This is a genomic window from Cyclobacterium sp. 1_MG-2023, assembly GCF_030546805.1.
In the GTDB taxonomy this organism is placed as follows: domain Bacteria; phylum Bacteroidota; class Bacteroidia; order Cytophagales; family Cyclobacteriaceae; genus Cyclobacterium.
In genome coordinates this window covers 153,930-179,668 of sequence record NZ_JAUOPC010000010.1, presented here as the reverse complement: position 1 = coordinate 179,668, position 25,739 = coordinate 153,930, and the positions used below count along the sequence as shown (strand labels likewise).

Annotated in this window: 16 protein-coding genes; 7 read left to right on the top strand and 9 right to left on the bottom strand. The window is 38.1% G+C overall.

The genetic code is table 11. The features are described from left to right. Positions 1–9: 9 nt before the first annotated feature. The 3 genes from Q4534_RS16620 to Q4534_RS16610 all read right to left on the bottom strand — a co-directional run bounded on the left by Q4534_RS16620 (position 10) and on the right by Q4534_RS16610 (position 3,458). Positions 10–921 (bottom strand): SMP-30/gluconolactonase/LRE family protein, encoded by a 912-nt coding sequence (locus Q4534_RS16620; RefSeq protein ID WP_303614273.1) that lies wholly within the window; start codon positions 919–921, stop codon positions 10–12. A 110-nt stretch (positions 922–1,031) separates the two neighbouring features. Next, complete coding sequence (cydB, locus tag Q4534_RS16615) at positions 1,032–2,069, bottom strand: cytochrome d ubiquinol oxidase subunit II (RefSeq protein WP_303614272.1); 1,038 nt, start codon at positions 2,067–2,069, stop codon at positions 1,032–1,034. 6 nt (positions 2,070–2,075) lie between these two features. After that, positions 2,076–3,458, bottom strand: a complete 1,383-nt coding sequence (locus tag Q4534_RS16610) for a cytochrome ubiquinol oxidase subunit I (protein ID WP_303614271.1) — start codon at positions 3,456–3,458, stop codon at positions 2,076–2,078. A 276-nt stretch (positions 3,459–3,734) separates the two neighbouring features. On the opposite strand from Q4534_RS16610, the gene Q4534_RS16605 reads away from it, so the two are divergent. After that, positions 3,735–4,052: an antibiotic biosynthesis monooxygenase gene (locus Q4534_RS16605; RefSeq protein ID WP_303614270.1), complete on the top strand. Its 318-nt coding sequence runs from the start codon at positions 3,735–3,737 to the stop codon at positions 4,050–4,052. Between the two features lie 36 nt (positions 4,053–4,088). Beyond that, positions 4,089–5,837 (top strand): amidohydrolase, encoded by a 1,749-nt coding sequence (locus tag Q4534_RS16600; protein ID WP_303614269.1) that lies wholly within the window; start codon positions 4,089–4,091, stop codon positions 5,835–5,837. A 36-nt stretch (positions 5,838–5,873) separates the two neighbouring features. Here the strand turns inward: Q4534_RS16600 and Q4534_RS16595 are convergent, their stop codons facing one another. Together Q4534_RS16595 and Q4534_RS16590 are read right to left on the bottom strand one after the other, a co-directional pair. Further along, a complete protein-coding gene (locus Q4534_RS16595; RefSeq protein ID WP_303614268.1) occupies positions 5,874–6,272 on the bottom strand; it encodes a DUF779 domain-containing protein in 399 nt (132 codons plus the stop codon). Between the two features lie 66 nt (positions 6,273–6,338). Continuing rightward, complete coding sequence (locus Q4534_RS16590; protein WP_303614267.1) at positions 6,339–7,865, bottom strand: aldehyde dehydrogenase family protein; 1,527 nt, start codon at positions 7,863–7,865, stop codon at positions 6,339–6,341. A gap of 184 nt (positions 7,866–8,049) precedes the next feature. Between Q4534_RS16590 and Q4534_RS16585 the strand changes: the two genes are divergently transcribed. Together Q4534_RS16585 and Q4534_RS16580 are read left to right on the top strand one after the other, a co-directional pair. Beyond that, positions 8,050–8,982 (top strand): AraC family transcriptional regulator, encoded by a 933-nt coding sequence (locus Q4534_RS16585; RefSeq protein WP_303614266.1) that lies wholly within the window; start codon positions 8,050–8,052, stop codon positions 8,980–8,982. 411 nt (positions 8,983–9,393) lie between these two features. Next, complete coding sequence (locus Q4534_RS16580; RefSeq protein WP_303614265.1) at positions 9,394–11,703, top strand: hypothetical protein; 2,310 nt, start codon at positions 9,394–9,396, stop codon at positions 11,701–11,703. A 120-nt stretch (positions 11,704–11,823) separates the two neighbouring features. Here Q4534_RS16580 and Q4534_RS16575 read toward each other — a convergent pair whose 3' ends face one another. From Q4534_RS16575 to Q4534_RS16560, 4 genes are all read right to left on the bottom strand, one after another. Continuing rightward, a complete protein-coding gene (locus Q4534_RS16575) occupies positions 11,824–14,034 on the bottom strand; it encodes a carbohydrate binding family 9 domain-containing protein (RefSeq protein ID WP_303614264.1) in 2,211 nt (736 codons plus the stop codon). Between the two features lie 101 nt (positions 14,035–14,135). Next, complete coding sequence (locus Q4534_RS16570; RefSeq protein ID WP_303614263.1) at positions 14,136–15,368, bottom strand: alkaline phosphatase family protein; 1,233 nt, start codon at positions 15,366–15,368, stop codon at positions 14,136–14,138. Between the two features lie 96 nt (positions 15,369–15,464). Further along, positions 15,465–17,261, bottom strand: coding sequence for a RagB/SusD family nutrient uptake outer membrane protein (locus Q4534_RS16565; RefSeq protein WP_303614262.1), 1,797 nt, complete (start codon positions 17,259–17,261; stop codon positions 15,465–15,467). A gap of 13 nt (positions 17,262–17,274) precedes the next feature. After that, positions 17,275–20,496, bottom strand: a complete 3,222-nt coding sequence (locus Q4534_RS16560; protein WP_303614261.1) for a TonB-dependent receptor — start codon at positions 20,494–20,496, stop codon at positions 17,275–17,277. Positions 20,497–20,700: 204 nt separating this feature from the next. On the opposite strand from Q4534_RS16560, the gene Q4534_RS16555 reads away from it, so the two are divergent. The 3 genes from Q4534_RS16555 to Q4534_RS16545 all read left to right on the top strand — a co-directional run bounded on the left by Q4534_RS16555 (position 20,701) and on the right by Q4534_RS16545 (position 25,326). Continuing rightward, complete coding sequence (locus Q4534_RS16555) at positions 20,701–21,303, top strand: TetR family transcriptional regulator (protein WP_303614260.1); 603 nt, start codon at positions 20,701–20,703, stop codon at positions 21,301–21,303. Positions 21,304–21,624: 321 nt separating this feature from the next. After that, complete coding sequence (locus tag Q4534_RS16550; RefSeq protein WP_303614259.1) at positions 21,625–23,700, top strand: tetratricopeptide repeat-containing sensor histidine kinase; 2,076 nt, start codon at positions 21,625–21,627, stop codon at positions 23,698–23,700. Between the two features lie 237 nt (positions 23,701–23,937). After that, a complete protein-coding gene (locus Q4534_RS16545) occupies positions 23,938–25,326 on the top strand; it encodes an arginine decarboxylase (RefSeq protein ID WP_303614258.1) in 1,389 nt (462 codons plus the stop codon). The last annotated feature ends 413 nt before the right edge of the window (positions 25,327–25,739 follow it).

The window sequence follows — 25,739 nt, the reverse complement described above, 5'->3', positions numbered from 1 at the left end:
AAAACTCAACTATTTTAACCGAATGGAATACAATCCTGTCCTAGCTGTTACGAAAAGAGTTTTCATATCTTGCCCTCCAAAAGCCAGGTTGGCAGGGGTTTCGGGAAATTTTATCGTTCCTAGTAATTCCCCTTTTTCTGTAAAGACCAAAACACCTCCGGGCCCGGTAGCAAATATATTTCCTTCAGGGTCGACTTTGATACCGTCAGGGTTACCTTCTCCGGCTAATTCAGATGCGTCAAAAAACACCTTTCCCTTCCCTATTTTGCCTGATCTATTGATAGGGAATTTTATAAATTGCTTGGGTTGACCGGAATTGGCTACATATAAGCTTCGCTCATCAGGAGACAAAGCAATCCCATTGGGTCTGTAAAGGTTATCAGCTATCAATTCAAGTTCTCCATTAGAAAATTTATAGACCCCATTGAAGGATAAAGTATCAGTGGCATCTTTAGGCCTACCATAGGGAGGGTCTGTGAAATAAATAGCTCCTTGGCTATCCACAATCACATCATTGGGACTGTTCAGTTGGGTGCCCTTATATTTATCCACTAAAGTGGAATAATTCCCTTCAGGGCTTAACTTGCCTATTTTTCTTCCGCTATGTTCTGCAATTATCAAGTTCCCTTCTTTATCGTAGGTTAACCCATTGGAATTATGACTTGGTTTTCTAAAAGAGGTGATTTCACCGGTAGGCTCAAGCTTAAAGATTGTATTGGCAGGAATATCACTGAATAGTAAATACTGTCCTTCCTCATTCCAAACCGGACCTTCAGTAAATTGGAAACCATCGTGAAGTTTTAGGACTTGGCTATTCTCATCTACTAAATCCAACAGTGCCGGATTTGCTATATCTAGATGCTGCCCATATATAGAAGAGACGCAAAAGAAGGTTACAAGAATTATTACGATCCTTTTCATAATGTTTTGGGTTTAAATAAGTGAAAGGGTTTTGCTTCAGAAATATAAAACTAAACAGTTATATTTCCATACAATTCTACAGAATATCAACACCTTAAAGAATGGGGCAATCAGTAGCTGGTTTCATCTATTTTTACCTTGCCCCTAAAAGTAATGTACACAAAGGCAGTATAACCCAAAACCAAAGGGGTTCCAATGGCAGCAAAAGTGAGCATTATTCCTAAAGATTTATCTGAAGAAGCGGCATTGTAAACGGTTATGGTATATTTCGGATCAAGGGTGGAAAACAACAAGTTGGGGTACAATTCTATGGCCACCAAAATAAGTAACAGACTTATTGTTAAGGAGGAAAAAAGAAAGGCTTTCCCATACTTTTTCTTGTTGGCCAGCCTCGGTACATTGGCTATACAAAGCAAGGCTGCCAAGGGAACTACAAATAGTTCCGGATTCCCCCTAAATGTATCGGATAAATGAGGGATATAAATGAGGGTATACAAAGAGGTGATACCAAAGCTAACCATAAAGAAAATCATTCCTTTCTTTAATAAAAGGGTAAGCTTTGCATACATTCTGCCCTCAGTTTTCAATAAAAGGTAAATGGCTCCATGCGACATCATTAAGGCAAGCGTAGAGACACCAACCATTATCGCATAAGGATTGAGAAAGCTTAAAAAGCCTTCCCCTTCATACTCAAACCCTTCACCTAGCGGCATTCCTAAAAGCACATTCCCGAGAACAATGCCAAGTAAAAATGGCAACATAATGCTGGATACTGAATAGGAAATGTCCCACATTTTTCTCCACCATAACATGGGTTCTTTGCTTCGAAACTCTATAGAAACAGCCCGCATGATGATCACCAACAAAAATAACATAAAAGGAACATACATGCCTGAAAATAAGGTGGCATACATTACAGGAAAACCTGCAAACAGCGCTCCACCTCCAATGACTAACCAAACCTCGTTTCCATCCCATACCGGACCAATGGCATTGAGGGCCAATCTTCTGCTTTTTTCTTTTTTAAAAAACAGATGCCAAGCGCCAGCACCAAAATCAAAACCATCCAGAATGGCATATCCTGAAAACAAACCTCCCACAACTAAAAACCAAAGTGTGGGGTAATCGATTCCAAATAAGGTCTCCATATTTTATTATTTATCCGGTGAAAAAGAGGCTGCTACGTCATGCTGAAAAGGGCGGTCAAGTTCTTCCTCTTCATCATAAGGGCCATGCTTAATTTTTTTATTGAGCAGGTAAAGAAACAAGAGCAAGAGTATGGTATAGACGATAAAAAATAGGATTAACGAAAACAATACCTGATTGGCTGTTACTGTTTTGCTTAAAGCATCACTGGTTCTAAGTAAACCATATACTACCCAAGGCTGCCTTCCCATTTCAGCGGCAAACCAACCCACTTGATTGGCAATTTGAGGCAAAATGACGGCAAAAGAAAACACCCAGAGAAGCCCTTTGCTTTCAAAAAGCTCTCCCCTATACCATTGAAAACAAGCAACAAGGGTGAGTACAATCAAAAACATCCCTATGCTTATCATAATATGGTAAAACTGAAATACTGCATTTACCTGTGAAGGTCGGTCCTCCTCGGGAAAGGCATTTAAACCTGTAACAGGTGCACCAAATTCATAATGTAACAAATAGGATAAACCTCCGGGAATACTTAAGCCCGTAACTGTTTGTGATGATTTATCTACCCAACCAAACAAATACATGGGAGCGGCAGCATTTTCTTCAAAATGCCCTTCAAAAGCAGCCAATTTAGCCTGTTGATTTACAGCTACCCCATTGGCAGAACTATGCCCTGAGATCAATTGGGCCAAGGAAAAAACGGTGGCCACTACCAATGCAATTTTAAAAGCTTTCTTTGAAATTGCTATGTATCTTCCTTTTCTTAGGTAATAAGCATGAACACTCAAAACCAAAAATGCTCCGGCCAAAAAGGCACCTTGCCAAGTATGCACCAAGCGGTCCATGCTGGAAGGATTAAATACCATTTCCCAAAAATCTATAATCTCCGCCCTCGCTTGCATACCTTCCCCCACGATATGAAAACCTGCCGGTGTTTGTTGCCAACTATTTGCAATGACTATCCATACTGCTGAAAACATGGAACCTAAAAAAACGCCCAAAGTAGCTACCCAATGAACCCAAGGTTTAACACGATTCCAACCAAAAAGCAAAACCCCTAAAAAACCACTTTCCAAGGCAAAAGCAAAAATCCCCTCGGCAGCCAAGGCACTTCCAAAAACATCCCCAACATATCGTGAATAAGTAGCCCAATTGGTACCAAATTCAAACTCCATTACAATGCCGGTAGCTACGCCTATCCCAAAGGTTAAGGCAAATATTTTGGTCCAAAACTTTGCCAATATCTCATAATCTTTATTTCCTGTTCGCAAATAAAGACTTTCCATTATGACCATAATCAGTCCCAGCCCAATACTTAAAGGAGGATAGATATAATGAAAGGCAATGGTAAAGGCAAATTGTATTCTGGAGAGAATTTCTACATCCATTTTTTTTAATTTAATTTATTTCATACCAAATTTTAACCAAACTTACAAACTTGGATTACCCTTCTTGAAAAATTAAAATGGCGAATCTCTCAATCATAAAAAGGCCTAATCACACCTTAAATTTTGATCTGAATACCAAGGTATAAAGTTAAAAAATCAGGTGAATTGATCAAATTAATAAAGGTTTAATTAATTTAATCTTATATTATACAATTGCTTCTAATCGCTGCTATCAATCATGGATTAAAAGCCATTGGAATATCAACATTTAAAGCCATGGAAAAAATTAACCAAACGCCCAAGCCTCCCTATTATGCCGTAATTTTTACAAGCATAAAAAGTGATCATTTAGAAAATTATGCTGAGGAGGCATTACGCATGGAAAATTTGGTTAAATCTCAACCCGGATACCTAGGCCATGAATCAGCTAGCTCCGAAATAGGGATTACGGTGAGCTACTGGAAGGACTTGGAATCCATAAAAGCCTGGAAAAACCATAAGGATCACAGCTTGGCCCAAACCCGAGGAAAATCCACTTGGTACAGTCATTACAAAGTTCGTATTTGTAAAGTAGAAAAGGAATATGGAATATAATAGCTCCAAGCATACTTGTCATTTGAAAATTTCGCTATGAAATGTTTACCAAAAAAATCTTTAAAGCATATAAAATTTAACTTACTGTTTTTTGTTTTATGGACTTGCCTCATCACAGCCTGTACCCCGTCCAAAAATATAGAAGAGGCCACAATTGTATTCAAAGGGGGCACCATCTATACCCAAGAAGCAGAAAACCCAATTGCAGAAGCCCTTGCCATTAAAGATTCCCTTATCCTATTTGTAGGTTCAGATGAGGAAGTTGAGGCCTATATAGGACCACTGACCCAAATGATTGACTTTTCCGGTAAAATAATGACTCCGGGATGGATAGAAGGACATGGCCATTTTATGGGGTTGGGGTATAACCTATTGAACCTTGATCTTTCAGCAGCTAAAAACTATGATGAGATTGTAGAAAAAGTGAGATTAACTGCTGCCAATACAAAATCCGGACAATGGATTATTGGCAATGGCTGGCACCAAAGTAAATGGGAGGAACCGGCAAAAAATTCTTTTAATGGCTTTCCTTTACATGATTTATTAAGTGCAGTTACACCCGACCATCCCGTAGTTTTGTTTCATGCAAGCGGACATGCACTGCTTGCAAATGCCAAGGCAATGGAAATTGCGAAAATAGGCCCACTAAATAGAGAGCTAAATGGTTATAGAAAAATTAGCGGTGGAGAAATTATTAGGGATGAAAAAGGACATCCAACGGGTATATTTAATGAAAATGCAATGGGGCTTATCAGCCAATACATCCCTGAAAGGAGTGAAGAAAGAAACCTTCAAGCATTTAATTTAGCCCAAGCCACTTGCCATAAAAATGGCATCACGAGCTTTCATGATGCCGGTATAGGCAAATCAAACATGGCTTTTTATCAAAAAATGAAGTCCGATGGCAGTTTAAAAACAAGGATATATGCTATGCTGGACGGTAGCGATAAAGAATTATTGCAGGACTGGTACCAAAAAGGCCCTTTGATTGACCCATGGCTCACTGTTCGCTCCATTAAATTAATGGCTGATGGAGCCCTAGGTTCAAAAGGAGCTTGGCTATTGGAAGAATACTCAGATCAAGCCGGTCATTATGGTCATGAAACCATGCCAATGGAGGAAATCTATCAAACAGTTGAAGACGGCTTACAATTTGGCTTTCAGATAGCCACTCATGCCATAGGAGACAAGGCAAACCAAGAAGTCCTGAACCAATATCAAAAAGCCTTGGAGAAAATTAACACCCCATCTGTTGATCCGAGATTCAGGATAGAGCATGTGCAGCATCTTCACCCCAAAGATATCCCAAGGTTTGCCCAACTTGGAGTAATCCCTTCCATGCAAGCCATTCACCTGTCCTCAGACAGGCCTTGGGCTATGGATCGTTTAGGTAAAAAAAGGATAATTGAAGGAGCTTATATGTGGCAAAGTCTCTTAGCAACAGGAATTCCTGTCATAAATGGCACAGATGTACCCGTAGAACCTCTTTCACCCATAGCTAATTTCTATGCAAGTGTGACCCGAAAAACATTGGATGGAAAACCCGAGACAGGCTATGAGCCTGCACAGAAAATGACGCGAGACCAAGCGCTAAAATCCTATACGCTCTCTCCTGCCTTTGGTGCCTTTGAAGAAAAAATCAAAGGAAGTATTACATCCGGAAAATTAGCCGACCTGGTTATACTCAATCAAGACCTTATGAAAATTGATGAAAATCAAATTTTAAATACAAAAGTATTGATGACCATTATTGGAGGTGACATTGTTTATCAAATTGAGGAGTAAGTTAGAAAATAGAAAGCATCCGATTTGAATGATTTTTCACTGTTCTAAATATTCCTCACCCGTCATTATAGGGTTAAGCCGGAGAAGTTCCTCGGAGGTAAACAATCTAGAACGGATCATAAATCTTATACCCAAAGGAATTTCAATAGAAAAGCTACTACCCCTACCCTGCACTATATCAAGAGTCAATTGTGTATGTTTCCAATAGTCAAATTGATCTTCATTCATAAAGAAATCACAACCATATACCTTCCCCATCCATACGTCACTAGCTCCTACTATAAAATCACCTTTTTCGAAGCACATTGGAGATGATCCATCACAACAGCCACCACTTTGATGAAACATTAAGTCGTTGTCATTGGAATTTTTTAATTGATCAATGATTGTTTTGGCATCTTCCGTAATCAAAACCCTCGGTGTATATTCATTCATGGTAATTCCGCAATTAAATGAGAATAAAAAAATGCCGGAGTCACAAGACATCCGGCACTTTATCGATTAAAAGAAACCCAACTTATTCTTATCGTACGAAATTAACATATTCTTTGTTTGCCTGTAGTGGTCTAGCATCATCAGGTGGTTTTCCCTTCCAAAACCTGATTTTTTGTATCCACCAAAAGGTGCGTGAGCTGGGTATGCATGGTAACAATTAACCCAAACCCTCCCGGCTTTGATTGCTCTAGGCACCTGATACAATTCATGGGCATCTCTTGACCATAAACCTGCACCTAATCCATACATGGTATCATTGGCAATCTCAATGGCTTCTTCAGTAGTTTTAAATGTAGTTACTGAAGTTACGGGCCCGAATATTTCTTCTTGGAATACCCTCATCTTATTGTGGCCTTTAAAAATAGTCGGCTGTACATAGTATCCTGTTTCCAACCCACTGTTCAGGCCTGCTTTATCTCCACCACACAGAATCTGAGCCCCTTCTTTTTTACCAATATCCATATAAGACATGATTTTCTCTAACTGATCATTGGATGATTGTGCGCCCATCATGGTGTCTTCCGCCAAGGGATGCCCCATTTTTATGGCCTTGGTTCTTTCGATAACCTTTTCCATAAAGACATCATATATATCTTCATGAACTAAAATTCTGGAAGGGCAAGTACAAACCTCACCTTGATTAAAGGCAAACAAAACAGCCCCTTCTACAGCCTTATCAAAATAATCATCATCGGCATCCCCCACGGATTTCATGAAAATATTTGGAGATTTACCACCCAACTCCATGGTCACAGGCACCAAATTCTCAGAGGCATATTGCATAATCAATCGGCCCGTGGTTGTTTCTCCTGTGAAGGAAACCTTGGCCACCCTTTTTGAACTGGCTAAAGGCTTTCCTGCCTCCGGACCAAAACCGGTAATCACATTTAGTACTCCGGGAGGCAATATATCTCCGATCAACTCCATCATTACCATGATGCTTGTGGGCGTTTGTTCCGCCGGTTTTACAATGGTACAACAGCCTGCTGCCAAGGCCGGAGCAATTTTCCAGGTAGCCATTAATAAAGGGAAGTTCCAAGGGATGATTTGAGCTACCACACCTAATGGTTCATGTAAGGCTATACTTACCGTATTTTCGTCATGCTCAGAAATTGTACTTTCATCGGCTCTTATCACACCGGCAAAATACCTGAAATGGTCAATTACCAAGGGCAAGTCCGCCCCTCTGGTTTCTCTCAATGCCTTTCCATTGTCTACCGTCTCAATTCGAGCCAGCATTTCGAGATTGTCTTCAATTACATCCGCAATTTTATTTAATAATTTACTTCTCTCTGCCGGAGAAGTTTTGGACCAAGTTTTGAAGGCTTCATGGGCAGCATCCAGAGCCAATTCCACATCCTCCTTGTTTCCTCTCGCTGCCTTGGTAAATGGCTTTCCATCTATGGGAGAAATATTATCAAAATATTCACCAGTAGTAGGCGCCACCCACTTGCCTCCAATAAAATGATCGTATTTTTCTTTCACCTCCGGTCTTTCCACCGGCTTATTTTGGGATAATGTTTGTGTTGACATTTTTTTATTATTTTGAGTTTTATCAAATTTAGTAGTAAATTAATTTCTAAAATCGACCTGAAGGACCATCTTATCCACTTGATTTATCATTTTTAAGAATTTATGTGGTAATTAATATTAATAGAGGTTGAAAAAATATAAGGCAAAGTTTATGCTACCCAAAATAACCTATCGTTAATTAATTATGCCACGAAAACCCATCATAGCAGGAGTACCTTGGAGAAATGAAAGAGACCTGAAAACACTTGTCGAAAACAGGACAACCTATTCATTAAACAATTGTGAGCTCAATATTTTTGAAACACATAAGCAGGCTTCAAGTGTCAATCTAAGTTTTGGTGACTTGGTATTGACAACAATGATTAAAGGCAAAAAAGTAATGCACCTTTTTGATAAACCGGGCTTTGACTACCTGCCCGGCGAATCCGTAATTGTCCCTCCCAACGAAATAATGAAAATTGATTTTCCTGAAGCCAAATGGGACAATCCTACACAATGTATAGCCCTCTCAATTTCTCAGGAAATGATTGAAAATACTTTTAACCTATTGAATGAAAAATTACCCGATAAGGTTTGGCAAAAGCAATGGGGACTGGATTTGAATTATTTTCATCTAATAAATAATCAGGATTTATCCGAAATCATCAATCGTTTTATTAGAATAGGCGTGAAGGAAAGGTCTAAAGAAAAAGACCTGATAGCAAGTTTGGCTTTAAAGGAATTACTAATCCGATTGTCCCAGACTCAGGCGAGGGACATTCTAGAAAAGACCTATAAATCGCTGGCAAATAGCAATAGAATTGCCCACGTGGTTAACTATATCAAACAAAATTTGCAGGAAGATTTAACATTGGAAGTTTTAAGCGCCAAGGCTTGTATGAGTAAAACACACTTTTCGCGAACATTCAAAGAAGAGTTTGGTATCAGTCCTATGGAATACATCTTAGAACAAAGATTAAATAATGCGGCTCAATTATTACAGCAATCAGCCTTTCAGGTTCAACAAGTATGTGCAATGGCAGGATTTAATAATGTTACTTACTTTATCAGGGCATTTAAAAATAAGTTTGGGGAAACGCCGAAAGTATATCAGGCCAGGCACATTTACCTGCCTTAATTCGAGCTTATTTTAAAGATACGAATTTCTGTTTTGTCAATTTTTATTAAACCCAAAACATGCAATAGACAATCGATTAGGTGCTGAAATTACATCAAAATCAGCCGACTCGTTGCTGTTTTCAATTTCACCATATCAATGCTATGCTAAAACCTCCAAACCCCATTTTTTGGTAAAGCTGATATTTAGGGATTAGTTATTATTGCTAATAGCAATAATAACTCTTGCGCCGTTTTTTAATTCTTGAATCTAAATTGAGGTTTTTATAAAAAAATTCACCTTATTTTTTCACCCAAAAGATAGCCTATTAACTAGCCTCTCCAATTAAGTAACAATTACAAAAAACAGTTCTGCTGTGGTACATTCTTATTGCATAGGGGTATTTAACTAACAATCACTAATAATTAAACAATGAAGAAGACTTTTAAAGCTGGGCTTGTTATACTGATCGCCCTGTTAAATTGCAATTATCTCTTGGGGCAAGAGAATACGGAGCAATTCTGGAAACCTATAGAAGACAACCCCTATTTGCAGGAACGTAGGGAGGTAATCCCAACTGATAAGCCCGTAGAGCAAGTGGCAATATTGAATGAAGCTGTGTATACAGTAAAAGATGGGAGGTTATTGATTTTGCAAGGGCAGCAACTAGTACCGGTAAAAGGAGCCCCGGAAGAAATTCATAAAATTGAAGTATTAAAAGGTGATCTATGGGTAAGCAGCAATTCAGGTCTCTATCTTTTTGATGCAAAAAAATGGAGTAAAATCAGCGCTGAAAAATTTGTTGATTTCTGTCTACACCTGAATCAAGTCCATGTGGCTACCTCTGAATCCATTTTCAAATATGAAAATGGAAAAATAACAAATATTATGCCTGAAGGAGGCTATCTTTCTAGTGATGTAACCATGTTTATGGAAGATGGTAGTCAACTCCTTGCAGACCCTGTAACCTTAGGGCCCATTACAGCCATAGAAAGTTATAGCCAAACCTTGCATATTTTGCAACCTGGTAAATTGGTACAATTGGCTGGAAAGGTGGTCAATGAACACCTGATTGACTGGGGTAATTTACCCTCAAAAAACACCAGAGACTTACTTAGTATAGGAAGTAAACTTTATATCAGTACAGACCGAGGTTTAGGCCTACTGAGAGGGACCTCTCTTACGCAGATTAAAGGAGAAGATGGCTTACCGGTAGAAAACACGGCGCAAATGATCCGAGGTTTTGACAGCGACATGTGGATAGGAACTACTCGGGGTCTGATCAGAATGACTGCTGATGAATTCCATTATTTTGGTTCCGGGCTTTGGTTACCTGACAATAAGGTCAATGGTATTGCAAGCACCAAAAATAAAGTAATAGCTGCCACTGATGGAGGATTGGGAATTATTCACTATGAACCTTATACCCTACAGAAAAAAGCAGCCCATTACGAAGAATGGATGGAGGCTTACGGCCATAAAAGAATGGGCTTTACCCATTTATTATCCAAGAGAAATGGAGAATGGGTTAGAGATATCAGTGACAATGATGGCGCCCATACGGCCACTTATTTAGCAGCCATGAGTTATAAATACGCTGTGACCGGTGATGAAGCGGACAGAGAAGAAGCATTGGATGCTTTTCAGGCCATGTTATTTTTGGAAAGGGTTACACCTATAGATGGTCTAATTTCAAGAGCTGTTTTCTCAAGAAAGGGAGATCCGGGAACTTTGGACAATAGAGGATCAGGCGGTCTGCCTGCCAAATGGTATGCTACTGCAGATAGCTTATGGTACTGGAAAGGAGATGCCTCAAGTGATGAAGTCATTGCCCATTATTATTCAGTAGCTATCTTCCATGATTTGGTGGCCAAAGGAAAAGAGAAGGAACTGGCAAAGGAGCACATGACAAGAATGACCTCCTATATTATGGAAAATGGCTGGAAATTAGTTGATGCCGATGGGGAAACTACCAGGTGGGGCCGATGGAATCCGGAATATTTGCTAAGGCCATATGGCTATGAAGACAGAGGTATAAATGGCTTGGAAGTACTGGCGTTTACTTATGCCACTTATGCACTAACCGGAGAGGATAAATACAAAAAGGGTTATGATCAATTGGTGAAATGGGGATACCCTGAAAACACAATCAAGCAAAAGAAAACTTTCCCACCTTCACAAATCGCTCCATGGGATGACAACCTAGCCTTAGAGTCTTATATGATTTTACTTCCTTATGAAAAAGATCCTGACTTGCGCTCCACCTATTTACGAAGTTTGGAAAGGACTTTCGAAATCAAACGCATGGAAAAAATTCCATGGTTTAATTTTACCTATGCAGCCTTAACAGGCAATGATGCAGATCTCGGAGCCGCCACTCAACATCTCAGGGAATGGCCACTGGACTGTACCGATTATAGTTATAATAACTCTCACAGAGATGATTTGTTTGTAGAAGACGGATACATTTCTTACGAAGGTGGGGTAAAGGCCATGTCTCCTAGAGAAGTTGCTGCCCTTAGGGAATCCAGAAGAGCGATTGTTTTGGATGGTGGCAGAAATGGCAATAGGATTATGGAGCCAACCGGCTATTTAAGAGATTATTGGAAAGGCAGGTATTACGGTTTTATTACTGCACCAACAGTTACGGATAAAAATTTAGTGACTGTGGAAAAATTTAGTGAATCCAATCTAGGTGCAAAACCTTATAATGGAACCAAAAGGCCTGATTATTTAAAATAATTTGAATAAAATTAAAAGCTAAAATAGGTGACTAGGCTAAAATAGCTTCAGTCACCTATTTTTTTGACTTATATTAAATCAGTAAAAAAAAATTGGACTAAACCTCTGTCTATTCACCAATTATAAGTTCAACCAATAATTCAATTTCATCACAAAAGCTCTTTGTTTAGAGGCAAATGAATCCGGGAAATAATTGTCTGTATACACCATGAATAAATCCGAAACAGGAGCATATCGCCATTGTAAACGGGTATTGATATTAATATTGTCGATCTGATTATTGTATTGTATAAAAGTCGTCCAAAAGAGACTTCTAGTGAAGGTTAAATCAAACCTCGGGCCGATCAAAATTAAATCCACATCTTTTTGAGGTTCCGGTAGCCTTAGCCGACTGTAACTTAAATTCATGGATATATTGGCAGTATAACCTACCCTCCATTGTGCTGTCCCCATGAAATTGGCCAAATTTCCATTATAATATTGACCGACTTGACCTGTTCCTACCAAGGAAAAAGCTTTTCTTGGATCAGTCTTCATTTCTACTCCAAAATAATTGTATCTATAAGAAGTGCCCTGAGCTAAAGGTTCTCCACCAGTCCTTGTAGGGTCAAAAGGAAAAAATAAATAGGTATATTGATTATTGACACTAAAAGTAACTTCTGCATAAGAATGCAAGCGAACCAAGTAATTCAGGGTATGCAGTTCATCGGTGATCCCCAATGCCGGTGTCCATAAGGTCTCCGACTCAAATCCCGGCCCATGACGATTGATAAGTTTAGAATCCGGAAAAAAAGTGTAACTCATGATTGGTGCAATTCTCTGGTAACCAACTCTAGGAGTATACCCCACCAAAGGATTGTAGTTTTCGCCTACTTTGGAATAAGACAAACCTGCCATTAAGTTTACATCGGTAAAAGTAAGTTGAGCATGGCCTGTTCCTGTATTCTGCTGTTTATCTACTTCAAATGTTTTGTGGTAAAAAAACTTTCCAGTCCATCGGTTATCTTTTGAAAACAAATTGTAATCAATACCCACCAATCGATTGTGTTGGCCATTGACCAAATTCAAGCCCCCCTGTTCCATATCCATGGTTTCTCTATTGATAAGCATTACTCCTACATTGGAACGGTTAAAAACCTTACGCTGCAAGGCAGCCACTGTAAAGTTTTTTCCTGAGATTCCTCTGAGTGGATCGTTGGCGGTCTGCATATTCATCGCTCCTATTCTCCAGTCTTCGTTCAACTTCCCACTTAACCTAGCACCATATAGGATCTGATTTTGCACATTTTGACCTGTATTTTCGTCCCTGTCCACGCCTATTCTTCTAGAGAAAAAAGGCCTGATTCTGTCTGTCCCGAAATCAGCAAAAAGATCCACATTCTCCAGAAAGAACTGTCGTCTTTCCGGAAAAAAGATTTCAAAACGATCTAAATTGGTCACCTGTTCATCTACTTCAACTTGAGAAAAATCAGGATTAACGGTAAGGTCCAAATTCATTGCAGGACCTATCCCGATTTTAGCATCCCCTCCAAAGGATGGTTTCATTGGTTCCTTTATCCCCTTGATAGAATTATTGGACGAGGCAACTGCCGCATAAGGGATTATAGAATAATTTCCTCCTGATTTGGGCAAAGGTTCAGAAAAATGAAGGTTACGTGAAAAAGCAGTATGGGTCACATTAAAGGTTTTAGGAATGGGAGTCCATGTAGTTTTTTCGGAGTATTTACTGTCTATCCTATAAAAATTAATGTTCCAGTCTTTTGCTCCATCCTTATACCTTAAGGTAGACAAGGGAATACCTATTTCCACAATCCAATGGTCCTCATGTATCGTTGCCTCTGAATACCACTTATTGTCCCAAGCCAAATTAAAGTCGGTAGATAGCAATCCACCATTACCTACCATGGCCTCCCTTTGCACACCATAGGGATTGACCCCAAAAATATAGCCATTGGTTTTGTCATTGAAGGTGTCAATCACAATACTGATTCCATCGTTTTGATTGCCCCGATAATCCCTTCTTAAGGAAGTACTCACATATTTTTCACGAGGCTCGGGGTTTAAAAGTATGGCGGCTATATAAATGAATTTATCATCAAAAGCTACCTTTACCTTGGTCTCAGCAATGGCCTTCTCCGTATCTGTAGGGAAAGTCTGAATAAAATCACTTTGCCAGCCTACCTCTCTCCAAATTGGTTCATTGAGAATCCCATCTATATTGACCGGCTTCTCTGCCTTCTCCGCAAAAATCCCGGGATGCCCAGCCTCTTGACCTAAAAGAATAATAGATGTAAATAATGAAATTATGGAGGTGAAAATTAGTCTATACATAAATAAAGGTGTTCAAAGGCTAAGTTAAGCCTTCAAACACCAAATATTTTATTAGTTTTACACTAATGGTATATTAAAAAGTAATTTATAATAACTTTTAATTATTCCTTATTTGTCACCCAAACATTTATGTAACCGGTGGGCAACTCCATCACTACTTTTAAATTCTCGTATTCTGTCTTCAGATCTAATACATCAGCCTGATCAGCAAGCGAGACCTCTCCAACAAGTCGATAAATATCCATTTCACCATATTTGAATTGATTGGTGGCTGTGACCCATATTTTTGCCTTAGCCTTGGATGAATAACTTTTCCAAGATAGTTTGAGTGATTTACCATCCAATTCGCCGGACAAATGACTGGCATAAGCTTCTCCTAAAAGTCCGGCCCCATCCAGCTCCATGGCTTGATTTTTAGGAATATTAATGTCCATAAAATGCGCAATGGTTGGGAAAATAGATACTATTCCCGGCGTTTGTTGAAAAACAGCATTGAATTTTTTATTGGTAACAATCCATGTTGCACGCTCCTCATCAGTTTGTCCTCCATGTCCACGACCTCCAACTTTTCTTCCATGATCAGTCGTAATTATGATCATCCAATCCTCATTATGCGCCTCCATTCTCTTCTGTATCGCATTCCAAATTAACCCCACCTGCCTGTCTGCTTCCTGAATACCTGCATCCATCTGTGGGCTTTCCCCAAATCTGTGCCCCATGTCATCTGTATATTGTAAATACACCCACGTCATGTCTGGACTTTTCTCCAATACATCATTTGCTGCATAAGCAGCAACAGCTTGATCAATTCTTTTGATATAATCACTTTTATCGTCATGAGGATAAGAAAGCGTATCTATTTCCAAGCCATCAAAATGATAATCCAACTGCAAATGACCTGTTGCTTCTAAATTCTCTCCCACCAGCTTTGTTCTATTGTCCAACCAAGTAGAATAAACTGCAGTGGTTTTATGCGGGTAACTGTTCTTAAAATTTCTGAATATGGTTGGGTAATTGTAGTTCGGTTGACGAATTCCATTGCCTTTGACATTGTGTTTGTTTACCCAAACTCCTGTTAGCAAACTATTGTATCCCACAGCTGAAATGGTAGGTGTTTCTGAATAGCCTCCTTTTTCACCTCCCACATAAGCATGACTGTAACCACCTTGGGAAGCAATATCATCAAGGTTTGGTGTTGGATTTTGCTCCAAAAGCTCCCTTTGGATTCCATCTAAAATAATAAAAAGGGTCTTTTTCTCTTGGGCATTGGCAACCAATGTAAGCATGGTGCTAAACATAAAAATAATGGCCAACCTCATTGTGTTTTTCTTCATCTATTTAGGGTATTAAATTCAATTATAGATTAACATAAGTAAGCTGTTAAAACCAAATGGTTCCAACAGCTTACCTGATACTCTTTTCTTAACTGTTTATTCCCAACCAAAAATTTGTTCAAGGTTTGGATTGAGTGTTACCTGTTGTATAGGGATAGGTCTATAATAGTACTTGGGCTCGATAAAATTTCTAGGAGTGACTTCAGTAACCATGGTTCCTCCATCTTCACCATTTTCAAGATAGACTGTCACATTATCATCTATGGTACCCGCTTTATAATAAATAAGCTTTTCCCCCAGCTCATTCACTTCCTTATTATCATCTTCAGGGATATCAGTATTTTCATCTACTAATTTCACATCCGGAATACCATCCCCTGTTAAATCAAAATTTCCCAGTCCTGAAAAATACATGCCTTCCGGAATATTTTCCATCAATTTGCCTGCCCCATAGCGCATCAAATCATCAAATCTATAACCTTCAACAGCCAATTCCACTCTTCTTTCCCTACGGATTTCTAGTAATACACCTGCCATTGGGCCGGCAACATTGGGGTATTTGTTTTGCATAAAAGGATCAGGTTGTGCATTTGCCTGGTTTATGTTCAATGCCGGCATTCCTACTCTACTTCTTAGTAGATTGATGGATGCGTCCAAATCTGCTTGGGTTAATGTTCCCAGCTCAGCTATAGCTTCAGCATAGATCAAAAGTACCTCTGCAAACCTATACACAGGAAAGTCTAAGCCTCCCAATTCAAGGTTGTCGGTAGTATTACTATATCCTTTGTGTTGGTAGTAACCGGTAAAATTTCTGTTCAGTAAAGGAATATACGCACTGGTTTCCGGTTCTCTGATCCAGCCGGGATAAACCAAAGTTTGGTACAATCTAGGATCTCTGTTTTGAAATTCTTCTACATAAGAAAAATTTTCAAAGTCCGGCTTGTCAGTAAAGCTAGAGCCGTCTGCCATCAGATAAGCCTGAACCAAATCTCTGGCCGGAGATTGTTCATAAGTCCCAAAAACCCCGGTATTGACATCACTACTTTTGTCCTTATTACGGTCATAAGCATTAAACAATATCACTTCACTATTACTTGTCAAGTCTTGCCTATTGAACAATGCCTTATAATCATTTTCAGGCATACCGGTATTATAAATACTGAATTCCCCAGAATCCATTATGATTTTTGAAATCTCACTTGCCTTGGTCAAGAAAGTATTGGCTGTACTCTGCAAAGCCAATTCATCATGGTACTTTCTAAAAGTTCCCTCATAAAGGGCAAACCTTGCATAAAACAGCTTCACAGCCCAATTTCCGGGAGTACCGGTTGGCACCTCTTCTCGCACATGTTGGCTGGCGAACTCCAAATCCTCCATGATTCCATCTACTACCATTTCCCTGGAATCCCTACCCTTGTACAATTCTTCATCTGTAGGAGAAAGCAATTGATCATACCAAGGCACATCAGAATAACGTTGTACCATATCAGAATAAAAAATGGCCCTGTAATACCTGGCTATTCCTTCAAAATGTTCAATCGCTTCAACACTTGCATCCGCCTGTCGGCTATTTTCTAAGAAATAATTAATATTTCTTAACCTACTCCAATCCCATCCACCGGTTATGTTTTGAGAATTTGGCGTACCTGTCATGACGCTTTTCACTTCAACCGCTCCGGTAGTAGCAAGGTTATCACTACTTTGATCTGCTTGGTACTCGAACATGCCCGGAAGTGACAATAATCCATTGACGTAAAGCTCCAAATCCTGTTCTGTTTTGAAAAACTCTTCAGGAGCAATGGAAGTTTGCGGATACCTGTCCATAAAATCTTCATCGCATGAGGCAATCCAGAATATATTCAGTATGAATAAATAATATGTATATTTTTTCATTTTAATTTTTCGTTTATAGGTCAATATTTACCCCAAATGAAAACTTTCTTTGGAATGGGTAAGCCCATCCATTACCTCCATTGATGGCTTCAGGATCAAGAAATGACTTGATGGCTGAAAACTCATATAAGTTCTCTCCGGAAGCAAAAACCCTAATTCTACTGGCTTTAACCTTGGATACCCAATGCTCAGGTAAATTATAACCGATGGTTAGGTTCTTTACCCTAACATAGGCAGCATTTAACAAATAGCCTGTTTGTGAGATATCTAGGCCTGAACCGTAGTTGGCATCTGCCAGCCAGGATTGGAGAACTGGGTAACTCGAATCCGTATTTACATCTGCCAATCCTGCATCAATGTAAGATTGACTGTGCTGAGCACGCATCGCATCACTGTCTGCTTCTCCTCTATAGTAATCTAAATTCCAAGGGTAGATATTGGCATAGGGCTGTTGGTATGGCCCCCAGAAAAGGTAATGCCTAGGATAATAATCCTGCTTGCCTACGCCTTGAAGGAATAGAGAAACATCAAAGCCATTCCAAGCCACACTTAGATTTGCCCCCAACTGGTACCTAGGACGGCTGTTTCCAATTAGTTTAAGGTCTTTAGGATCATTGGCAGAAAGTCCTTCCTCAATCTTTCCATCGTTGTTAAGGTCCACATATTTAGGCCAGCCGGGAACAATGTCCAAAGCACCCCAAGGAATAATAGCAGATTGATCCAGTTGACTGATTTCATCTTCTGAGGCAAATAGCCCATCATTGGTTAGTCCCCAAATTTCACCAACTTCCTGACCTACCCTATAATTTGAAAACAAGCCTTGTTCATTTTCAAATCTGGTAATGTATGATCTGGAATCTGATACAAAAAACTTAGATGCGAATTCAATTGGCTTGTCATAGGCGCCAAATTGATTTCTATAATTCAATGAAAGCTCCCATCCTTTGGTTTGCAAGTCTGCAGCATTTTGTTGTGGTGGCGAAGTCCCCAAAACACCCGGCAATTCTACCGGATTGGTCAACATGTCTTTGGTATCTCTTATAAAATAATCAAAGGTAGCAAAGAACCTGTCTTGCCATAAGCCAATATCTACACCAAAATTTGTAGTCACTACCCTTTCCCAGGTATAGAAATTGGGATCAACTGCCAATAAAGGCGAACTGGAGACCACAACTTGCCTATTGTTATCTATTAAATAACTAGAAAGCCCTGTTGGCAAGGATTGTAAATATCCAAAATTAGACACATTTTGATTTCCTAAACTACCATAAGAGGCTCTAAACTTGAGTGTAGGATCAGCTGTTAATTCCTTAAAAAAGCCTTCATCACTAATTATCCAAGCTGCCGAAAGTGAAGGGAAAAATCCCCACCTACTTGAACTTGGGAATCTGGACGAACCATCATAACGGCCATTGAATTCCAGAATATATTTGTTGTCATAGGTGTAATTAGCCCTACCAAACACACTTTGGGTAGCATAAGAGCTGTAACCCGGTGTGATAAAAGAATCTCCTGTAGTTAAGCCTATATAGGGTAAAGATGAAGAGATCAACACCCTTCTTTCAGACTGAACAGACGAATAGGAATAACTTTCTTGGTTATAACCGGCAAGCAAACTTATGGTATGGTCGCCAAAAGTTTTAGTATAATTACTGTATAAGTCAAAAATAGTATTCTGTAGATTACCATTACGCTGAACCACAGAACCATCTCCACCTTCCGTTCTTACATCATCAGGGCCAAAGCCTATATTGTAACTTTTTGTATTCCAGCCATAGATCCATTGCTCTCTTTTGAAACTTGCATTTCCTGTCACCGTTAAGTCTCCGTCTAAAAAGGTACCTATGGCCCTAAAGATATTGTGAAAGCCAAACATGTCTTCGACGTTTCTACCTCCATCAACCAATCTAGCTGCCAATCTACCTGCATCTGTATTGGCCCAGGTTCCGTCCGGATTTTCCGCTACTTCGATCGGAGTAAGTGAATAGATATCCGTAATGTTATTGGTAGACTCTTCTCGTTTCGTTTGATAAATATTAAGGTTGTTGTCCAATTTCAACCATTTCTTAGGCGTGGCGGTAAGCCTTGCTCTCAAGGAATACCTGTCCCAATTGTCCGGCTGCAATTTGTTCATCCCATTTTCTCTGGTATAATCACCCGATACATAATAGGTTATGGGCATCCCATCATTATTGGAACTACCACTGATGGACAAACTTTGGTTGGTAGAAAAACTGGAACTGTTGAAAAAGTAATCGTACCAGTCATTGTTTCCCATATAAGCCCATTGTGTTGGATTGTTGGGATCAACTCTTACATCCTCTATTGAAGGGTCTTCAGATCTTTCTTTGGCCCAAGAATAATGGTAATCATTGAAATTAATATAGTTCCAAGGTGTATTGCTTGTGGCTTGATCCATCACCCTGCTATAAATATAAGGGTCGGTAACCGGTTGAGGCATTACCGTAGGTTTTCCCCAAGAGAAATTACTGTTATAAGAAATTACTTGCTTGCTTCCCCCCTGCTTGGTGGTGATCAAAACCACACCAAATGCAGCCCTTGCACCATAAATGGCTGCAGAGGCAGCATCACGCAAAACTGAAAATGATTCAATATCGGCAGGATTCAATCGTAACAGGTCATCATAAGCTGCAGCTACACCATCTATTACAATAAGAGGACCACCACCATTAATAGATGTAAACCCTCTAATATTGATATTGGGAATACTGCCGGGTCTACCACCGGAATAGGTAATATTCAACCCGGGACTTACCCCTTGCAAACTCTGCATTACATTTCCCACCGGACGATTAATAATATCTTCACCCGATACTTGGTCAACTGCGCCGGTTAGATTAATCTTTTTCTGGGAACCGTAACCCACAACTACCACCTGTTCAAGTAGGGTTTCTTCCGCTACTAAAGTGATGTCAATGTTTTTCCGGTTACCCACGACTACATTCTGGGACTCAAACCCTATAAATGAGAAAACCAATTCAGCTTGAGCATTAGCAACTTCTATGCTATAAACTCCGTCTAAATCCGTAATACTTACGTTTCCACCACCTGTTTGGTAGACAGAAACTCCCGGCAAGGGGATGTCTTCTATTCCATCTTTTACTACTCCAGTGACCACTACTTGTGCCTGAAGTGTAAAAACGTACAGCAGGAAATAAGCTAAAAGCCCAATTTTCAAGCTGATTTTCTTAAATAATTGTAAAATTTTCACCATAAATTTTGAATATAAGTTGGTATTAATTGAGTGATTCTGCTTAATGGGTGCAAGTTAGTTGATGAATATTATCAGAACATTAACCGGATTTTATCCTTTGTTTATTGAATATTCATTCAATATAAATTATAATAAAATTAGTAATTTTTAGACTAATTAATAAATATGAATGATTATTTTCGCATCTTTATTATAAACTAAAATATGAAGTCAAGTATTCGAACAGTTCGGAAGAAGGAAATTATTGAAGGTTTTTATGAACTGTGTAAGCGGGAAGGTTTAGAAAATGTATCGATAGCAAAGATTGGTAAACAGCTGGGAATGCCTCCTAGTCTGATCATGCATTATTTTTCAAACAAGCGATTATTGGTCTTGGGACTTATCGATCATATTTTGCATCAATATCAATTGATCTACAAGCCAATTCTTTTAAAATTTGAAAAGGACAGTAGCCTGGATCCCAACTTATTGGTTGACAGACTATTTTCTAGAGAGTGGAATTTATTATTTGATGATGGTGTATTCTTTAGTTGTTACGCCTTTATTTTCAGGGATTCAACCATAAGGAACGAGTATAAAAAATTACACTTAAGGTTAAGAAGCACTTTAAAAACTATCCTTGATAAGGATAAAAATCTTTCACAAAAAAATACAGATTTGTTGGCGGAGAAAATTTTTGTGGTCATTGAAGGGGCGTACTATTATTTGTCTATGATTGACGAACCCAAGGAGTACCAGAGAAAATTAGACATTTTCAAAAATCAGGTGTTGGAACTTATTCAAATGAAACAAAAAACTGAAAATTAGAAAAAAAGAACAAAAAAAATCTAATGCATCAATTTTCCCTTCTAACTAAAAATGAAGCAATGGCAAAAAGCTTAGGCTTCCGGTTACGATTTTCTGACTAGGCGAAAAATAAGCGATTTGAATAAAATAATTTCAAATAGAATTATTCCTATCGGACATTATTTATCCTAGATAAAACGTACTTCATATATTATTAACCGCAAATTAAAAACGGAGGCCTCATTTTCATAAATTTTTTAAGCCAAAATCATGAAATAAGCCAAAATTTTAGCCATATAAAAATTAGTCTTTTTAAAAAATAATAGATTAATTTGGGCAAATATGAAAAAACGAAGCACTTTTGTTTTTAATCTCGTGAATTATTGGCAACATTTTATAATATTTTTTATTTGCATCCTATTTGGTACAGCTTGTAATAATACAATTACCCAAATTGAGGAACCATCCCCCGAAATTACGGCAGCATTAGAAAATGCAAGCATTATATTAAACAATGGTAAACTAAACCATTCCTACCAATATTTTGACAGCATCTTTACTCAGACACCTTATAAAACTTATTTGGATCTTTGGGAAGGATATAATTTCTACGCTACGCATTATTTAAAGTATGAGTTTGATCTCATCAAAGCAGAACGGTATTTAGATAGCATGTATTATGTTCTACAAAAGGGAAAAAAGCTGAATAATTACAGGTATGTGCAAACCAAATTTATGGAAGGGGATATTTTAAAGGCCAACCATAAATTTAACATGGCTTTTCAAAATTTTTTTAGCGGAAGGGAATTTGCCCTAGAAAATCTTGACAATTGTAATGTAAGCAATTTAACTTACAGGTTAGGGATTTTTCGATATGACCAAAAGCAATATCAAGAAGCCATCCCTTTTTTCAAAAAGGCAATAGAAGAAAACAGGTCATGTTGGGGCAATGGCAATATTACTCAGAATATTAATGAGCCTCAACTGTACAGAAATACAATGGCGCTTTGTTATGAAAGAATGGAAAAATATGACAGTGCCGCCTACTATTATGTAGATGCACTGGCCTACCTTGAAGAGATCAAACCACGCTATCCTGAGAAGAAACTGTTTATCAATTCTGCCATTGGAGTAGTAAAGGGGAACCTAGGTGGAGTGATGGCCAAATTAGGTAATATGCCTGTGGCCAAAAGTCTTTTAAAAACCAGCATTATAATCAATAGCCAACCAAATTATGATCACAGTGATGCGCAAACAGCTAAGCTTAAATTGGCTGATATATATATTGAAGATTATGAATTGGCCAAAGCAAAGAAATATTTAGACGAGTTAGACAAAGAACTACCGGTTGCTGAAATTAAAGACAGAAATTATTACAATGCCTTACTTCGCTGGTATTTAGTAAAGGAAGCCTATTATGAAAGAAAAGGTGATACAAGGAATGCATTAAAAGTGATGAAGTCTTACCACCACCTGAATGACTCCTTACAATTAATCGACAATAATTTAAAGTTCGTAGACATAGAAGGATCTTTTAGAAATGCCGCACAGAAATATGAACTTTCCATTTTAAACAAGGACAATAAAATAAAAAATATATACTTAGCAACTGCAGCAGGTTTCACCATTCTTTTGACCATATTTTTAATTGTCAATTGGTATAACCTGAAAAAATCTATAAAAGCAAATGACCTTATCCTCCAAAAAAATAGTGACCTCCAAGACACCTTGAATGCATTGGAGCTAAGCCAAGCAGAAAATGCCAAAATCATGTACATGGTGGCTCATGATTTGAGAAACCCAATCGGTAGCACATTGATGATCGCCAATTTAATATTAGAAGACCCGGATATTAAAGTAGAAAACAAATACCTTTTGGAAAACATAAAAACGTCTTGCAATAACTCCATGAACCTTATTACGGAAATGCTCCTTCCGAATAAACAACAAAGTAAAATAAAGAAAGAATCAGTGGAAATTGACAGGCTTCTTAAATATTGTGTTGAGATATTAAAACATAAAGCACATGAAAAGCGTCAAAAAATTCACCTAGATATTTTCCCCGTCTCTGCACTGATCAATAAAGAAAAAATGTGGAGAGTCCTGACTAACCTAATTGCAAATGCAATCAAATTCACACCAAATGGGAAAAATATTAATATATTGATGAAAAACACCCATGAAAAGGTAACCATTATCATTAAGGATGAAGGGATAGGCATTCCAAATTCAATTAAAGATCAACTATTTGAATGGGACACCATGAGTAAAAGAGAAGGAACAAATGGTGAGAAACCTTTTGGCATGGGTTTGGCCATTTCCAAACAAATTATCTCTGCTCATGAAGGGAAAATTTGGTTTGAATCTCAGGAAAATGAAGGGGCTACCTTCTATGTTGAATTTCCAATAAAAAGTTAATTTTACTAAGAAGAAATAGATAGCTAAAACCAATTCAACCTAACTTTTTCTTTAAGGTCTTTTGAATTTTCCTCCTTACTAAAAGCAACTGATATATAATTATTTAATTCACAGCAATCCACTACAAATAAAGCCCGCCTTTGAAAATAAATTTTCCAAGGATAAATGGTTTGAATTACATTTTTTTAATGCAATTTTGAGGCTTAAAATAAGCTTTGCATTGAATACCCTCTTGGAATGAACAAATACATTGACTTAATAAAGCAGACTTTCGATTTCCCTACAAAAGAATTTGAGGTATCGGACAATCAACTTCATTATAATGGCGTTAACCTTCTAGACATCATTGAAGAATATGGCACACCTCTAAAGTTAACTTACCTACCTAAAATCTCTGAAAATATTCAGAATGCTAAAAAGTATTTTGGTAATGCCATGAAAAACCATGACTACCAAGGAAGCTACACTTATTGTTATTGCACCAAATCTTCTCACTTTAGTTTTGTGGTAGATCAGGCACTTAAAAACGGAGTGCATATTGAGACCAGTAGCACTTTTGATATTCCCTTGGTAAGAAACCTATACGAAAAAGGAAAGATCACAAAAGATACCTTAATCGTCTGTAATGGGTTTAAACGAGACCTATACAAACAATACATTTCAGAGTTACTCAATGATGGGTTTGTCAATTGCATCCCTGTTTTGGACAATATTACTGAGATAGATTATTACTTGGAACATGTAAAGGTTCCTTTTAAGGTTGGAATTCGAATCGCTGCAGACGAGGAGCCAACGTTTGGATTTTATACTTCGCGATTGGGAGTGAGGTACAATGATATCATCAATTTGTATGAAGAAAAAATAAAAAACAATCCCAATGTAAGTCTCAAAATGCTTCATTTCTTTATCAATTCAGGTATCAGGGACACAGCATATTATTGGTCTGAATTGACACGATTTATTCAAAAATATGTAGAGTTGAAAAAGGTAGCTCATGAATTGGACACCATGGATATCGGTGGAGGCTGGCCTATCAAAACCAATGTGTTTTTTGATTATGACTATCAGTACATGGCCGACCAGATCATTAAAAATATCAAATGGATGTGCGCCAAAAACAATACGATAGAACCAAACATTCTGACTGAATTTGGAAGTTATACGGTTGGAGAAAGTGGTGCTGTATTGTATTCTATTTTAGATGAAAAGCTGCAAAATGATAAAGAATTATGGTACATGATTGACGGTTCATTTATCACCCAACTTCCCGATAGCTGGGGGCTAAACCAGAAATACATTATGCTGGCGGTGAATAATTGGAACAAAGAATACCATAATATTTCATTGGGAGGACTGACTTGCGATAGTATGGACTATTACAATTCGGAATCTCACCAATTCAATATATACTTGCCTAAAAGGGAAAAGAACAACCAACAATACATAGGCTTCTTTCATACAGGAGCTTACCAAGAATCTCTGGGTGGATACGGTGGGATACAACATTGTCTTATTCCCGCACCCAAGCATGTAATTATTGATAGAGATGCTGAGGGCAAAATTCATCATCAACTATTTGCACCGGAACAGGAAAGCAATGACATGATGAAAATTTTGGGTTATTAACAACCTCCAACTTTTAAACAAAAAAAATAGCGCTTCCTTTAAAAGGAAGCGCTATTTTTTTGTTTAAGGAGCTTAGCTCAAACGAACACAAACTAACCATATAGTCATATAGGTCATAAAAATAAGCTATGAAAATTTTTTCATAGCTTAAGTCAATTAACAATAAACCCAAAATAACCAAAGTTGCAATAGCAGGATTTGAACCTGCGATGATTTCTCATCTCCAATCCCCTCTCCGGGGTATTACAATTACCATTTCTTTCGATTTGGTATTACAAATATACCTATAAATATTATTTTACAAAAGTATTCGCTACTTTTTTATATTTTTTTTTAACTACTATGTTTAACTAAAATAATTGAGATAACTATTAAAGTTGTAGTATGAAGCATAATTTATTCCTTTGAGTTCA